Source organism: Thaumasiovibrio clandestinus (genome assembly GCF_047250365.1).
Lineage (GTDB): Bacteria > Pseudomonadota > Gammaproteobacteria > Enterobacterales > Vibrionaceae > Thaumasiovibrio.
Genome location: NZ_JBLBVL010000004.1, coordinates 261,633 through 276,974 on the forward strand (window position 1 = coordinate 261,633; position 15,342 = coordinate 276,974).

Here is a 15,342-nt window from a genome sequence, read left to right on the forward strand (position 1 = left end):
AATAGTACTGGGCAAGTTAGCGATCTCTGGTGGCGATATTCAGACCTTCAAGTAGTTCAGTCATTACGATTTGTCCTGACGCGCTAACGCTTTCTCTGCCCCAGCCAGCTCGACTACCAGAAGCCTGCCATATGATTTCGTCACTTAAGGCATCCTTTACCTCCAATGTAATACCAACAGCAGGCTCACCATCAAGGCCACTTTTGTAGTGCCACTCTTCGACGGAGCCAGTAATGACAAAATCAACCTTTTGTCCACTAAGCCATGCTCCAGCCTGATTTTGCTTGAACGACTCATCGAGGATACTCGTTAAATTATCAGGGCGTGGGTTAGGATAACGTAATGGCTTGATATCTTTAGCATAGAGCAAAGTTGCGAGAATTTGCTCTGCTTTTTCAGCCGCAAGAGGGGTATTAGAGTAGTTGTACATTGGCATTATTGCCCAACGATTATTAGCTGAGAACTGTGGACTATCTGGTACTTCGTAACTGCTACACGCGGACAACACGGTGAGGGTAATAAAAGTGAATAAGTATTTTTTCATGGTTTGTTCCTTTAAAAATTATAGTAATAACCAAAATGAATTCGCAGGGATTCATCGCCACTTTTATCTTGGCTTTGCCAATCGAAATTAAAATAGAGTTCATCGTTACCTATTAGACGCCACCCTATACCGGCACTGAGACCAACATCGAGATTAGCGTTACCAATGTTGTAACCTAGATTGCTATCAAACCAATATGTTGGGCTAGGTGCTGTTGCGCCTGGTGTGCCAGGTTGGCCATGCCAGAACCGTTGCCCAATCGCAATACGCTGATAGTGTTCATCAATAAAATCACCACTGCTGAATGCGGTTTGTCTCTGCTGCCAGTGGTTTACTCCTAGGAGTGGGGCCTCTGAAAGGCTAACCTGTTGTTGGCTGTAATCGAGGTAAATTCGCCAAGCTGGGTCAGTAAAAAAGAGCTGTTCAGCGGCACGTACGCTCATTTCCCATCCGGCACCAATGTCATCGCCAAAGCGAGTGGTGTAATTGTGATAACGCGACTGCCAATGTACCGACTCTCTAATGGTTGGTTGGTAGTTGAGGTTGAATCCCGCAAAATCACTTTGCCCTGCGATGGTCATTAGCTGGCTGGCTTCTTGGTGAGTATTAATGCCAAGTTGCACAGACCCTGAAAGGTCATCATCAATAATAAATACGTGTTCTGCGAATAGCCCTGTTCTGATGTCGCCAACGCCATCAGCAAAATCGAAGCTAAAGCGCCAATCTTCATTACTGGTATCGTGAAAATATTGGCCCCTTAATCGCGTCTCTTTTGATTCCTGGTTGTGAAGGAATAATTCTGCTGTATCCGCTTGTTGATAATCGGTGCCAAGACGCCAATGCCCGTTTCTGTGCGGCGCAAAGTAGTCAACACTATAACGGGTGATCCCCCATGGGGAGAGGCTGGTGGCCTGACCGCGAACACTGTGTACTTTATTGGGGTGTTGTTGAACGTGAATAAGGCGCAGTTGTTGTTCGGCCTTCTTGTCTGGCATACGGCCGAGTGACTGTTGACCATGCTGCCACGCCGATTGATGCTGATTAACTAATTGTAGAGCAACGTGTTTATCGGCCTCTGGCAGCCTTAGTGCTGTCGCCAATATGCGTTCGATTTCTAATCTATCTTTCCGTTGCAGAGCGATAGATAGCGCTTGCCAGTCAGGTAGCTGAAATGTGCCAAGCGCACTACGTTGTTGCCATAGCAGTATGTTGTCGGTGTTGTTTTGCCCTAGCAGGTGTGTGAAAAACTCAGCCACTCGGTCATTGGTTGGCTCAACTAGCGTTATCGTTTGGCTAAGTTGATAGGCGAGCTTGTCATCGACAAACAAGGCCAACATATCACGAAAGCCAAACTCTCCATTGGGGTGCTTAAGCAAGGCATCGGTTTTTTCTTGGAGGATAAAACGTTTGAGCTGATAGGCGGTGTCTGCTTTTCCTGCTTGTTCTAGAAGACGAGCAAAACTAAGCAATAGAAGTGGTGAAGCGCTATCCATTAACTGCTTGCGGTACCAAACCTCAGATTCACGAAATAGGCCTAATTGCTGGCTTGCACTGGCAAAGGCGGGCCACAGTGCTGGCTGATTAAGCAGTGGTGTTTTGTATTTATGATAGACAGCAGCGAGTTGGTCTTGGTCGTTGTTATTCAGCGCAAGCCAAATGAGGCTTTCTATTGCTAGGGTGTTATTCGGATAGTGTTGAAGTAAGGCGAGGTAATTCGCTGTCGCGAGTGAGGTATCACCTTGCAGTTCAGCGAGACGAGCACGCAAGAGCATCACGGTTTGATGATCAGCCAGATTGAGTGAGTTAGCTGCAATCGAGAGTAAATGGGTTAACTGTTCGACATCATTTTGCTCAGAATAGTACTGGATAACAATAAGTAGCAGTGTGTCGTCGTTAGTTTGCTGATACAAGCGCATTAACCTTGCGGCTTTATCGTTATTTAATGGCATTAGAGCTTGGGCGTAGCGGCTGCTATCAAGGTATTGTGCAGAACGTTCAATGAGTAATTGTTGTGCTACCGCTGATATTTCTATTTCGCCTGTTTCCCATGCGAGAAGATCAACGGTTTCTAAGTAATCATTATCAGCAAGCTGCCAGCCACTGTGCTGGGTTAAGGCGTTGAGTGCGCGTTCGGGTTGGTAGGTCATGATATATGCGGTGGCTAAGCGCCTGGCTTCATTTTGTGTTAACTGACGGATTTTTGCTAGCGTTAGCGAGGTTGTGATGACATCAGCGTGATTGTTAAAGGACATCAGCTGGCGCGCTTTATGGGATAAAAGTGCGGGGTCATTGGGCCTTTTTTGAATGAGCTGGTTTAATTTACTGTGTGCGATTGGGGTACCTAGCGCTTTTTCCACAGCATCGAGCCACTCAGAATAATCAGCTAGCGTAATTTGATTGCTACTGGCGAGGAGATTAAAAAATTCAGCTTCACTATCGAGGTCAATTAACGCGCGGGCTTCATCAATACCGTTCTTAAGGTGAATAACGTTATTAGAGTGTTGATAAAGCTGGCGACTCATTGATAACGCACGCCCGGTCTCGTTTTGCCAGCGGTACAATTGGTGTAGCGTTACCATATCAGAGTATTCGTTCTGATTGATAGCCGTGTTACTAACGTTGCTGTGACTAGTCGTCACTGAGCTATCTAATGCTAATGCACTCTCGAGTAGTTGAGTGGCAAGTTTGATATCACCTAAGGCTATTGCGGTACGTGAAGCGTTTGAATAAAGCGAATGTGAGGGAGAGATTGCGAGACGCTCAAGTGCCAGCTCGAGGGCTAACAGCTGGTCGCCAATTTGTTCGCAATGGTTAATTGCGGTATCTAAGAACGCAATGTCTTGCCTTAGGCTGCCTTGGTATTGCTGGAAAAAATCACGGTTGGCTTGTATTGCATTCGCGGACACAAAGAGTGAGAAGAGGTAGGTCGCGTCTTGCATGCTATCGCTTTCGTAAAAGCGGGCCGTTTGTAGCGCAATCGCATTGTGCTGGTTATTACTTTGCAGCGCCAAATCAATCAGCTCTTGCGTATTGGTGATCGGTGTTGCTTGAAATGGATAAAGTAACTGATATGCCGATGCGGGCATCGAAAAGGCGAGGGCAATATCTGCCAGTTTTCTCGCTATTTCACTGTCTTTTACTTGAGGTGGTGGTTGTAATAAGTGGCTGAGCCGCTTACGCGCATCTTGGCTTTTGGGCTCATCTTGTTGAAAAATATGGGCTACTAAAATATCGACATAAAGGGTTAAGGCTTGCCCGTCGTACTCACCATTGTCCATAACAAGCATGTTTTCTAATAGGTTCTCTGCCGCTTCTAGTTGTCCTAATGCGAAGTAATTATTTGCGATTTGCCTGACGATATCTCTGTTTTGTGGATCGTTTTTAAACAGTTGTTGTAAAAAGGCAAGCGAGATTTCTGGCGATGATGAACGAGAAAGCAGTTGAATGAGCATCGACTTGGTGGGCGCAACGATCCATAGCGCCCAAAGTGTGGTGAGCGTCAGTACGATAAGTGTTAGCTTATTTATCAAGCGAATTCTTGGTTTCATTTGCCTGCGTCGTCGTGTGCCCATTGTTCTACCTGATCTTGTTACAGCGAAGCTGGACGGATAACAGACCAGAGGACTCAGACGTTAAACGTAGTGTTTGTTTTACAGCCTGTGCTGCTATCGGCTTATTGCTCCTGGCAAGGCGACAGTGTGCAGCATTGGCAATGTTAATCGTTGTGGGTACATGAGAAAAAATGTCGCCGCTAATTGTCTCCTGATGGTTTTCCCAACGCATAACTTGGCCATTAGCACTCATTAAGCGGGGTTGCTTGTTGTGTATTTTGTTACTGCCAACAATTAAAGATTTGGCATTGGTGATGATCAGGTAACGGCCATCAGGCCCTTTATTCCAGCCAGCAATGTCGGAGCTAACTGGCACGCCCAGTGAGGCTGGAAAGCGGATGCTCTTTACGCCCGTGGTGGTTATCTGCCATTGATCATTTAGCGTTTTAGCAATACCTGTTTCATAGAGTTGTGCAGCACGTATTGCATACTCGCTTAAATATAGCGGGGTGACGGCTTGATCCAGCGCCCAGTCATACACGCGTTGCAGTCCTTTTAATGAGGCTGGGTAAGTACCAGAGTACATATGATAGTAAATACTGATGCTTTTTAATCGTCGGGGAAGGGCGAGTAATTGAAAAGACTCCACTGCAAACTGATACCCATCAAAGTGTTCTGTCCATAGGTTGGTGTAAACATTTTCATTGAGCACTGGTGCGTAGACTTGAACAGCGCTCGGGTACCATGCAATGGTAGGGGACACTTGGCTAGGGTCGTTGTCGCCTTTAACAACGTAGGTTGTTCCACCATTAACGTTAATGAGCTGCGCCTCTTCTGCGATGGCAAGCACGTCTTCTGTTGGATCTGCGGCACCGGACCAAAGAATAATCTCGGCGCGTTTATTGGTGGGGGCTAACCTCTGATTGATGTAGTTAATACTGCCAATGATCTCTTTATGGTAGTCAACTTTATAATTTGGGATAGGCAAGTAGTCGCCATACAGCTTTTCGTCATCTGGGATTGATTGATCCCAAAAGAAGGGATGGCTATAGGTGTGTGAAGCAAGCTCTACATTGGGGAGGCGGAAAATTGATCGTGCGATGGCTTCAAGTTGATGACTTTGCTTTGGAAATAGGCCCGTTGCGCCTATTTCACCTTCAATGACCGAAACGGTGTGTGGAATCGCGTATTTCTCCAATATATTTTTCTGTATCACTTCAGCGGTGTATGGCCGATTGGGGAACGCAGCGCGAGAAGGAAACCCGTCCCCGTCGATGTGACTGGTTAATATGCGCAAGCCAGCCTCGGTGGTGGCGTCGGCGGCGGGAATCGCAGCAAGGCCAAGTACTTCGGTTAATAATCGGAATGGGTCAATAAACCAGCGCTCTTTATTATTAGCGAGATTTTTAATGGGTAACGGATTAAGCACAGCGCCACCCCAACTGCCTTTAAATAACAGTGAGGTTGGTTGGCCTTGCTTATCCTCAAAACGAATAAGCTCTTTTGTCTTTATGCTATTGGCGTAATCGCGTCGATAAAGGTTAAAACGGTTTAATCGTAGCGGTGGTCTATTGTTTGTCCAGTCGGTTCCTGACACTTGCTCTAGTGCAGTATTTGTCACTTCGCCACTGTGAATCCCGAGAATAGTGCGTATTGATGATGCTTGAGGTAGACCAGAGATGAATAGCATTGGAGTATGGTTAAGGTGTTTTTTTATCCACGGTTCAAAATTATCAATTTGACTATATAGCTCATCACTCAGCCAATAAATTACAGCGGCATAACGTGACATCTCGATCTGTTCAATGTTTGCTGCTCTAATTGATTTACATTCAGGCACATAGCCTAAATATTCAATGGGCATGCTGAGCAGTCGATGACAGTTTGACTTGACCATGCGCGTTGACGTGCCGTCGTAAAAAATCAATACCCGTTTAGCAATGGGGTAAATGGTGCTAACGCCAAAGCCTTGAAGTAATCCATCGCTGATATAGGGCGTATAATTGTGCTCACTAAGTTGTTTGGCGGCGTCAATTTGTTGTTGGCGCAAATTGTGGGGAAGGTAATCGATAACGATAACTTCAATGCCAGATGTGGCGATAGTATTTAGTTCATTTTCTAACCATTGGCTATCTTGCGCAGTTGCGGTGTAGTAGCTCTTACTGTCTGCATTGTAGCCATGAAAAAGGGATTCAGCCACGACAGCGTCCGGTTGAAAATCGAGTTTGTCGATAACACTAAAACCACGATTAATGATTAATGAAGGACTTAGTTGATTTAATGAAGATAAAATCGTGATTAATGCTTGTTCTTGGCGTTGCAGTGCGCTGTTCGACTTAGTGAACAGTTGGTAGCTATCTAGCGTATCTAAAAATAGCCCATCGAACCCTTGTGCAAGTATTGCTTGTGCCTGTTGTTGAAGGTGGGCTTGCCACGGCGCAGCGGTAAGATCCATCACCCAACTAGACCAAGTTTGGTTTTCTCCAACGCTGCTGTTTAGTAGTGAATTCGGCAATGGGTGTTCATCAAGTTCACCCACGCTAAGATAAGCAAAAACCTTTGTCTCTGCTTTGTGTAATGTTTCTATTTGTTTTTGATTAATCAATGCAGGAGAAACGACAACGCGGTCGTAATTGACCAGCTCACGAACTGAGTCGATTTTGTTGTAGTAAAATGCAATGGATTGTTGCCCATAACTAAAGGTACTGATGGTAAGCAGTACGCTTAGAATGACAATTTGACGGATTTTACTGACAAATTCCATGCATAACCCTGACTAATTATACTCACGTACTTATAGTCTAAAGTATGTACCAGATATGTAAAGTTATTGTTTTATTTGTTGTTTTACTTGTTGCGCCGTTGTTGCTATTCGATCGCTTCTATGTCGACGATTTTTGAACGGTTCATGATGATTTTCCAGCGTTGGATTATCGGTTCTCCATTACTGTCATGTAAACGTGTGATAAGGTTGATTAAGTGCCGTTTTTCTACCGACTCTTTTACCACTTGGTCGTCTTTTAATCGGTAAATGCGTTGGCTGCCTTTCTCCATCAAACGAGCAAAAACCCGGAAATCGATGGTCATCGCTTCTCGAATTTGTTCATATCCAGAGAGAAATTTAGTACTGCTTAAGTCTGTGTGGCTTTTATAATGAAGAATAGATTCTTCACGTTGCGAGACCTTTCCTTTACGTGTTTTTTGGATTATCTCTTCGAGGCGGTCATAATTTCTATATTCTAGCCATTCTGTTTTTTTTCCGACGATCTGTTTCGATGAATTATCAGAGAACTCTCTTCGCCACTTCGGTTTCCCTTTCCTCATCCAACGCCAGAGGGCATTTTTTAAATCGTCTTTAAAGACCTCCCTAACGGCATAAATTCCAGATAAAACCAGAATAAGCAACAGAGTGACCTCGCTGAACATGCCTTGCGCTTGCAAAATCATAAAGGAGACAAACAGCATAACAATGGCCGTAGCAGACCCTTTTACTACTTTATTGGTCGTGCCGCCCAGCTTGATGGTATTTTCACGTAATGTTACCGGATATTCAATGAGTCGGCGTAGCAGGCGCATTTTGTTTGACATTCTAGTGGTATCGCGCATCGCATGACGAGAGTTGTATTTCTTTTCTTTGCGATACTCATTTTCTGACGATGCTGTATCGAGCAGTTGGCTTTTTACTTCGCTGTACATTTTACTGCGGGGTAGGTGCGCGATAAGCGCTAAAAACCTCTGCTCGGTAATCCAAGATAGATAGTTGTCGATGTTTTCAAAGTAGCGTAGGAGCTTTTTATCCGACGGCACGCCTCGTCTTAGTTTTCTTAATATACTTTCAGCCAGCAGCTTGGCATCGATTACCGCGTTGAGGTACTCATTGGCTTCATAGGCTTCTTCGATATGGTCTGAGTCTATATCTTCTAATTTCTGCTCAAGAAAAGGGTGGTTAAACAGGGCATGAGAGGTTTTCTCTAATGCAATTACATATTGGAAGGCATAAAGACTTAAACTGAGCCGGTATTGGTCGCTGGAGAGCTTGCCGCGACTGGCCAGCCGGCTGTGTACGAGTGGTAATAGGTTTTTGTCACTGTGGTAAGTATGCTTACTGTGCAGGGCGTTATGATAGAACTCGTCTTCTGTTAATACGTGCTCATTAAGTGATAACTCGCCGGGTACAAAAATAAAAATATCTAACTGGCGAGACTTTGATTCATCTTGTATGTGCGTTAGGCGTACATTCATGCCATCACGTTTTTCGACTGTTATCACACTAAATCTACCTTTCTAATCACCCACTGCTATCTTAGAGAAGAAAGCGACGAATAGCATCAATGTTTCAATTAGATAAAACTGATTGCCTGAAAAAGCACCATACATGACAAGCCACACCAAATATTCAAGTTTTGCTGTGATTTAAATGATTTATTGCTATCTGGTGGTCATTCGCGTAACCTCCGCCCCCCTTAAGGGTAGTTGAAATAGTTGTTTCGACATCCCACCAAACCGATGTAGAGATATTATTTATGAGTTTTACTGCTCTGGGGCTTTCATCCCGCATTCTTGACGCACTGGATGAGCAAGGATATACCGATCCGTCTCCAATTCAAGCGAAAGCGATTCCGCCTATTTTGGCGGGTTCAGACGTGATGGCAGCCGCGCAAACCGGAACAGGTAAAACCGCCGGATTCACCCTACCAATTCTTGAAAACCTATCGAAAGGCCAGCGAGTAAAGAGCAACCAAGTTCGTGCACTGATCTTAACGCCAACACGCGAGCTAGCCGCTCAAGTGGGAGAAAGTGTTGCAACTTATGGTAAGCATTTACCGTTAACCTCTGCAGTGGTTTTTGGTGGTGTTAAAATTAATCCGCAAATGACACGTCTACGCAAGGGTGTTGATGTATTAGTTGCAACGCCTGGCCGTTTGATGGATTTATATCAGCAAAATGCTGTGCGCTTTAATCAGTTAGAAGTACTGGTTTTAGATGAAGCGGATCGTATGCTTGATATGGGCTTTATTCGTGACATCCGTAAAATCATTAGCTTGCTACCAACTAAGCGTCAAAACCTGCTGTTCTCGGCGACATTTTCTGATGATATTCGTGCATTGGCGAAAGGGCTAGTTGCAAATCCAGTTGAAGTTTCTGTTGCGCCGCCTAACAGCACCGCGAAGCTGGTTGAGCAGTTAGTTCACCCGTGTGACAAAAAGCAGAAACCAGCGTTGTTAGCGTCGTTGATTAAACAAGGCGACTGGAAACAAGTTCTAGTATTTTCACGCACGAAGCATGGTGCAAACCGTTTGGCGCGCTATTTGGAAGAACGCAAAATTAACGCGGCGGCAATACACGGTAACAAAAGCCAAGGCGCGAGAACCAAGGCGTTAGCGGGCTTTAAATCTGGCGAGATCCGCGTGCTGGTCGCGACGGATATAGCGGCGCGTGGGTTAGACATTGATCAATTGCCGTACGTTGTTAACTTTGATCTGCCAAATGTTGCTGCTGATTATGTGCACCGTATCGGTCGAACAGGTCGTGCGGGTGCCAGCGGCCATGCGATTAGCTTTGTAACTGCAGATGAACAAAAAGATCTTAATGGAATTGAAAACTTGATCGGGAAATTGCTACCACGTGAAATCGTGGAAGGGTTTGAGCCGACAAATAAAGTGGCAGAGTCTGTTTTACGTAAGCCGCAAAAGCCAAAGAAACCGAAGAAGCCGCAAATTATCTCTGAGCATCAAAAGCCAAAGGGTGCTAAATCGCCGTCATCACGTCGTCCGCGCAAAAAAACGGAAGGTAACGGCAACACAGCAGAAGGCAGAAAAGCTGACAATAGAGGCGGTAAGCCATTTAAGCCTGCTAGATCAAAAGCCAAGCCAGCCTCATAACTGATGCGATTAGCTTAAAATGTCTGGCTATAGGTGCGTTGGCGACGGGTTTTAGTTCGCCAACGAATCAGCCGATGGGTTAAGGTAATTGTTGATGTCGCATCCCGCAACTTCAGCAAATGTAATAGACATAACAGACTAAAAATCGGCTTGCGAATATAACGATGGTCATCAAAGCGAAGTGCGCGTAACCACACGCGAGCCACTGTTTGATTGGATGCGACTTTTCGCCGATTATGTTGCCACTGCGTTTCTCCCTCCACCTTATGCGGACAAGCAGCATGCCCTGGGTAAGCCTGCCATGGCGTTTCCAATGCCTCCGGGTAGGTTAATTCCATCCACTTCATGTAAAACTGGTGATTTCTGGTCTCTTCCACTGGCAATGAGAGTGGAAATTGCAGCACCTTCCACGAAAAAAACGGCACACAAAATTCCATCTGATAGTCAGTGATATTTTCGAACGGAATTGAGAGATGATGCCGTTGATCATTGAGGAGCAAAAATAGCGGGTAGGCTTTTGTTAGCGGCAATGATGTCAGAGGCGCAAAAGCTAACTGGAGATGCTGCTTCAGTGTATCTTGATATTGCTTCGCTTGCCTAACGACTTTTGCTGGTAAATACGCGTATTGCTGAGCGAGGAAGGCGTCAATTAACTTGTCTAGACTCCCTGTCTTGGCTGCCTGATAGATTGATTCAGAATAGTAAACCATTCCCACGCCCACGCTGCCACCATTGCCAGACCAAGCCAGCTGTGGCCGGGTGACATTTGCATAATCAGGGTGAGGGGCTTGGCGCCAATAGGTACCGAGGCGTTGTTCGACGGTTTGAGACTGCGTATCGTTAACATGAATAAAATCACACGCAATATTCTGGTGCTTGGCAAATGCTCGTGCACACGTTGCATCGTGGGTGCGCTGCGTCGAAAAATTTAGTGCGCTGATATCACATTGCTGCTGTTTTAGCTCAGAGCTGATAAGGCGTGAATCTAACCCACCGCTTAAGGTCGTAACAACATGTTGGTCGTGACCACGGTATTTTTCGCACGCCGATTTAAAGGCATGGCTAATACCGGCCACGGCTTCTGGTACGTTACGTTGTTGATTAGCTAGGGTTACCCAATCGAAGTATTGAGTGAGACAAACTTGATGATCGGTATATCGCAGAATTTGATTAGGTAAGGCACATTTCACTTCTTTATAAGGGGTGTGGTCGAGTAGAAAGTACCCTAACGTTGCATATTCCGTTAACCCCGCAGCGTTGGGTGTAAGGTGAATACCAAGTCGAGTAAAAAAGGTAAGTTGGGTGCTAATAATTAGCGCACCATCGAACACCATATAATAGAATGGCCTTAGGCCTAATGCATCCGTTGCCAAAGTTAACGATTTTGCTTCGTGATCGACATTCAGGTAGCAAAACGCCCCTTCGCATTGTGCTAAAGATGTTTCTAGCTGTAGATGCCCATTTAAGGCTGCAATATCGTCTGTGCGATTGGCACTCAGTAGTGGATGGCCAATCAGCGTGGAACAATGCGTCTCGTTTTGCAAAAATACAGGCTGTTTATACGCATCAAAATCAAAATGCGAAATGTAGCAGTTATCGGTTGAAACCTTATTGCAGTGCTGAGGGTTGAAGTCAGAAAAGTAACTAGACACTTTGCGTATCAATTGTTTGTGATATTGATTGAAACCGCGATGACAGATAATACCGGCAAATAGACTCATACTGACACTCTCAATAGATGCATAATAGGAAGTAAAACTCCAATTACTGTGCCAATTGTTCAAGTCTCTCATTTATCGCTATGGACCATCATCAGTTCTTTGTAATGCGACGACGCAATATTTATTTCATTTCAAACGCTGAAATGGTATTTAACTTTCCTTATGAAATTCTTGTTCTCTTTGTGACGTCGTCACATATGTGCATTTTGGCGGGGTAATTAGTAAGATTTTGATTGTTAGTAATATTTTTCGTTACTGAGTCAATCTGATAGATAGCACTTCTAAGGCTTCGTCATCTGTAAATGCAATATATGAAAAAAATATTTCATTGGGCGGTGGAAATACATACAATGAGGAACGACAGAATATCAGGAGTTTCTATGCCCATAGCAATAAGTTTGACAGAACTTCAAGATCAAATTCGCTCTCGCTATGATGAGTTAAGCAAGCGGCTTCAACAGGTCGCGGCGTATGTGTTGGATAACCCGAACAGTGTCGCTTTTGATACTGTTGCGGCTATCGCAGGTCAAGCTGAAGTGCCGCCGTCAACGTTAATTCGCTTTGCTAGTGCTTTTGGCTTCAGCGGTTTTAATGAAATGAAACAGATTTTCCGTAAAAACCTACTCGAAGAAACAGCGAACTACGGCGATAGAGTGAGATTATTGAAAGAGCTCGACGGCGAGACTCCAGCGCTTGAGCGTCCGAGTGACATTTTACAAGCGTTCTCCCGAGCTAATGCGATGGCGATGCAACAATTAGCTGCGCAAACCGCCCCAGAAAAACTCGAAGAAGCGGTTGAGATACTAAAGAGAGCACACAACGTCTATCTGATCGGTTTAGGGCGTTCGTTTAGTATTGCTTCTTATTTAACCTATGCGTTGCGCCACCTTAATCGTCGTGCTCATCTTATTGATGGGTTAGGAGGTATGTTCAAAGAGCAGCTGGGTCTAGTTGGCAAAGACGACGTTGTGCTTGCGATTGGTTTTTCCCCCTATACCGAAGAGACCATAAAGTTGTGCGATTTGGCCACTCAGGCTTGCGCAAAACAGATAGTGATTACTGATAGCCAAATAAGCCCGTTATCATCGTTCAGTGATGTCTGCTTTGTTGTTAAAGAGGCACATGTTGAGGCGTTTCGTTCGCAAGCTGCCTCTTTGTGCTTAGCGCAAACGTTGGTGGTATCGTTGGCGTTTAGCCTTGGGTCGAGTGGCTAGGGCCGGTATCGCCGTCTATTAAAGATTGCCCCCAGGCTTGGAGCGCAAGTGCAACGAGATAAGTTTGAGCTTGCTCTCATCGGAGTGCGACACGACTTCTAGAGCAAATGATTTGGTGAGTTCCCCTTCACATATTTATCAACCCTAATCCTAGGGTGAAGATCGAACCTTTAAAATCATCCCTTCACAGGAGAACGCAATGAAGCTTAATGAATTGAACGCTTACATCTAATCGAGAACCGACAGTCTCGCTAGTTATAGCCCCATTAGCACAAGCAAAAGGAACCTGCGCCAATGACAAGGCCGAAGACAAAAGAAGACTTAATCTCGCAAGCTAACGACAAGTTCTTAACATTATTTCGTTACATCGAATCTATGTCCGACGCTGAGTTGAGTACTGAGTTCGATTTTTCGAGCGAACCCAACAAAAAAGAAGCCCATTGGTGTCGCGACCGTAATTTGAGAGACGTTTTGGTTCATCTATACGAATGGCATCAACTGCTATTTAATTGGATTAACTCAAACATTTCAGGAGAAAATGTGAGCTTTCTTCCTGAACCATATAACTGGAAAACCTATGGTCAAATGAACATTGAGTTCTTTAATAAACACCAAGGGACTGAACTACTTTCAGCAAAAGTTTTGGTTAAAGAGAGCCATAAAGCAGCTCTGGAGCTAACCAGCACCTTTTCCAATGAAGAACTGTTCACCAAGCGGCATTTTGATTGGACAGGGACCACGACGTTGGGTAGCTATTGTATTTCCGCTATGCCTAGTCATTATGACTGGGCGCTGAAAAAACTAAAAGCACACGTGAAAAGGGTATCGTAGAACCGCTCTAGATAGTGCTTTAAAGTCGGTGGTGGCACAAAATTTCCCATGTCGTGGCAGTGGATGGCGTAGTGGCTTAGTCCTATTTATCCATACTTTTGCGAAAGCGATCACTTTAGTTGATTGATCTGCATATACAGTAAAACATACTGCTGTGGTAGGGTTATAAGACGCACGAAGCCATGGTAACGTGAGGGCGGTAGCGTCCTCCGCTGACTCTTTTACCTACGATCTGACTGAAGAATAACCTAAGTTGTATCAATCGGTAAATTTACATTTTGTGGTGAAAGGTATCGGTGTAACAGAATCAGAAATTGAGATAGCTGCTCAAGAAGCCATATCTAAATATTGCCATGTGTTTAATGCTGAAGCCAGCGATTACCATTACACACTCATTTGAGGTTCTTGAGAGCTAACCTTAGGTTAGAGTTATAAGCGCGAGAGTGGGCTGACGACCCCTTGTGCGCCTCGCTCCAATACATGCGTATATATCTGTGTTGTTTTCACATCTGCGTGCCCTAATTGTTCTTGAACAGTTCGAATATCGGCGCCACTTTCGAGTAGATGAGTAGCAAATGAATGGCGTAAGGTGTGCGAGGTAACCGATTTACTAATCTTTGCTTTATGTGATGCGTCCTTAATCGCTCGTTGGATAGTGCTAACATCGATATGATGTCGGCGAATTGCGTGAGTTGCGGGGTCGACAGACAGTCGTGATGAGGGGAATAAAAATTGCCATCGGAGTGATTTGTTTGCTTTAGGGTATTTTCTTTCTAAAGCATTGGGCATCCAAACACCTTGATAAGCAGTGTTGGTAATGTCTTGTTGCCACACAGTGGTTACTGTTTCAAGCTGATGTTTCAAGTTTGGAATAAGTTCTTTGGCGAGCGTAACAACGCGACTTTTATTTCCTTTTGACCGATGTATACGCAGAGCATTGTAGTCAAAATCAATATCGGAATATCTTAACCTAACGCACTCTTTTACCCTTAACCCTGAGCCGTACATCAATTTAATGGGAAGAAGAAAGGTTGGATTAATATGAGAAAACAACAAGCGGATTTCTTGTTGCGTTAACACGGTAGGAAACCTCCTTTGCTTGTTAGATTTACGAAAGCGAATGTCTACATCTATTGGGGTGTGAAGAATATTTTTATAAAGAAAGACGAGCGCGTTAAGTGCTTGGCACTGAGTACTTGAAGCAACATTTTTATTTAGTGCTAGGTGGCTAAGGAATGACTCGACATGGTCAGTGCCGAGATTGCTAGGGTGCTGTTTGTCGTGAAATAGAACAAACTGTTTAATCCAGTAGATATAGGCTTCAACTGTACTTTTCGCATAATGTCGAGAGTACATATAATCTTGTATTTCGTTCAGGAAGGGGGATTTTAGCTTCATATCTTAACCTGTTTATTTATACAGACTTAAGCGTAGAGATTTATAGGCTTGATAGGCGGTTATTCGCGGCATATTGTGACAAGCGGCATTAAATTATCTTTGATATAACTATGTTTTTCATGGTATTTTTGAGATAACTCCGTTTGTAAACGGTGTGATAGGCGGCGAGAATGATGGAGTGATACATTGCAACTGGCAGCA

Annotated in this window: 9 protein-coding genes; 3 read left to right on the plus strand and 6 right to left on the minus strand. The window is 44.6% G+C overall.

The window, feature by feature from the left end; genetic code table 11:
• Positions 1-16: 16 nt before the first annotated feature.
• From ACKLNH_RS08785 to ACKLNH_RS08800, 4 genes are all read right to left on the minus strand, one after another.
• Entirely contained in the window at positions 17-544 is a 528-nt protein-coding gene (locus tag ACKLNH_RS08785; RefSeq protein WP_413111888.1) for a hypothetical protein, read from the minus strand.
• Between the two features lie 11 nt (positions 545-555).
• Positions 556-4,092 carry a tetratricopeptide repeat protein gene (locus ACKLNH_RS08790; protein WP_413111889.1) on the minus strand — a complete coding sequence of 1,179 codons (3,537 nt, stop codon included), beginning with the start codon at positions 4,090-4,092 and terminating at the stop codon, positions 556-558.
• Positions 4,093-4,120: 28 nt separating this feature from the next.
• Positions 4,121-6,859: a bifunctional glycoside hydrolase/polysaccharide deacetylase family protein gene (locus tag ACKLNH_RS08795; protein WP_413111890.1), complete on the minus strand. Its 2,739-nt coding sequence runs from the start codon at positions 6,857-6,859 to the stop codon at positions 4,121-4,123.
• Positions 6,860-6,963: 104 nt separating this feature from the next.
• Complete coding sequence (locus tag ACKLNH_RS08800) at positions 6,964-8,364, minus strand: hypothetical protein (RefSeq protein WP_413111891.1); 1,401 nt, start codon at positions 8,362-8,364, stop codon at positions 6,964-6,966.
• A 254-nt stretch (positions 8,365-8,618) separates the two neighbouring features.
• On the opposite strand from ACKLNH_RS08800, the gene ACKLNH_RS08805 reads away from it, so the two are divergent.
• Complete coding sequence (locus tag ACKLNH_RS08805; protein WP_413111892.1) at positions 8,619-9,977, plus strand: DEAD/DEAH box helicase; 1,359 nt, start codon at positions 8,619-8,621, stop codon at positions 9,975-9,977.
• A 14-nt stretch (positions 9,978-9,991) separates the two neighbouring features.
• On the opposite strand, the gene ACKLNH_RS08810 is transcribed toward ACKLNH_RS08805, so the two are convergent.
• Complete coding sequence (locus ACKLNH_RS08810; RefSeq protein ID WP_413111893.1) at positions 9,992-11,698, minus strand: asparagine synthetase B family protein; 1,707 nt, start codon at positions 11,696-11,698, stop codon at positions 9,992-9,994.
• Between the two features lie 380 nt (positions 11,699-12,078).
• On the opposite strand from ACKLNH_RS08810, the gene ACKLNH_RS08815 reads away from it, so the two are divergent.
• Positions 12,079-12,912 (plus strand): MurR/RpiR family transcriptional regulator, encoded by an 834-nt coding sequence (locus ACKLNH_RS08815; RefSeq protein ID WP_413111894.1) that lies wholly within the window; start codon positions 12,079-12,081, stop codon positions 12,910-12,912.
• 294 nt (positions 12,913-13,206) lie between these two features.
• Positions 13,207-13,743, plus strand: coding sequence for a ClbS/DfsB family four-helix bundle protein (locus ACKLNH_RS08820; protein WP_413111895.1), 537 nt, complete (start codon positions 13,207-13,209; stop codon positions 13,741-13,743).
• 429 nt (positions 13,744-14,172) lie between these two features.
• Here the strand turns inward: ACKLNH_RS08820 and ACKLNH_RS08825 are convergent, their stop codons facing one another.
• A complete protein-coding gene (locus ACKLNH_RS08825) occupies positions 14,173-15,141 on the minus strand; it encodes an integron integrase (protein WP_413111896.1) in 969 nt (322 codons plus the stop codon).
• Positions 15,142-15,342 lie beyond the last annotated feature (201 nt).